Source organism: Limosilactobacillus alvi, assembly GCF_016900115.1.
GTDB classification, from domain to species: Bacteria; Bacillota; Bacilli; order Lactobacillales; family Lactobacillaceae; genus Limosilactobacillus; species Limosilactobacillus alvi.
In genome coordinates this window covers 1-543 of sequence record NZ_JACJJQ010000085.1, presented here as the reverse complement: position 1 = coordinate 543, position 543 = coordinate 1, and the positions used below count along the sequence as shown (strand labels likewise).

2 tRNA genes are annotated in these 543 nt (G+C 45.3%); both read left to right on the top strand.

Annotation, left to right across the window (positions count from 1 at the left end):
* The first annotated feature begins 85 nt into the window (after positions 1-85).
* Positions 86-158, top strand: a tRNA-Asn gene (locus H5993_RS09185).
* A 41-nt stretch (positions 159-199) separates the two neighbouring features.
* Positions 200-272 (top strand) — tRNA-Thr (locus H5993_RS09180).
* The last annotated feature ends 271 nt before the right edge of the window (positions 273-543 follow it).

Here is a 543-nt window from a genome sequence, read left to right as displayed (position 1 = left end):
TGCCGAACACAGAAGTTAAGCTTCAACGCGCCGAAAGTAGTTGGGGGATCGCTCCCTGCGAGGATAGGGCGTCGCCACGCATTATTCCGGTATAGCTCAGTCGGTAGAGCACCTGACTGTTAATCAGGGTGTCGTCAGTTCGAGTCTGACTACCGGAGTTGTAAGATGTTGATGGTTGGGTCAACATCTTTTATTTTATGCCAACTTAGCTCAGTCGGTAGAGCATCTCCCTCGTAAAGAGAAGGTCGGAGGTTCGATTCCTCTAGTTGGCATTTTTTGCGTTTTCGGGGGTGTTGATAGAGGATGAAAATCCTGTTAAATCAACACTCCCGTTTTTCGTATAATCCCATAAAACAAAAATTGGTACGGTTAGGATTTTACTCCTATCAGTACCAGATATTGTAGATTCGTAAAAATAAGCGGCCGGTAAGAAATAAGCGTTTCCTACCGGCCGTTCTTCTATTTTGGCTCTTCGTCAACTGGTACTGATAGAATTTTTAAGGCTAAATTGGTCTAGTTTAGGCTGCCCAACGTGGGTGGCCT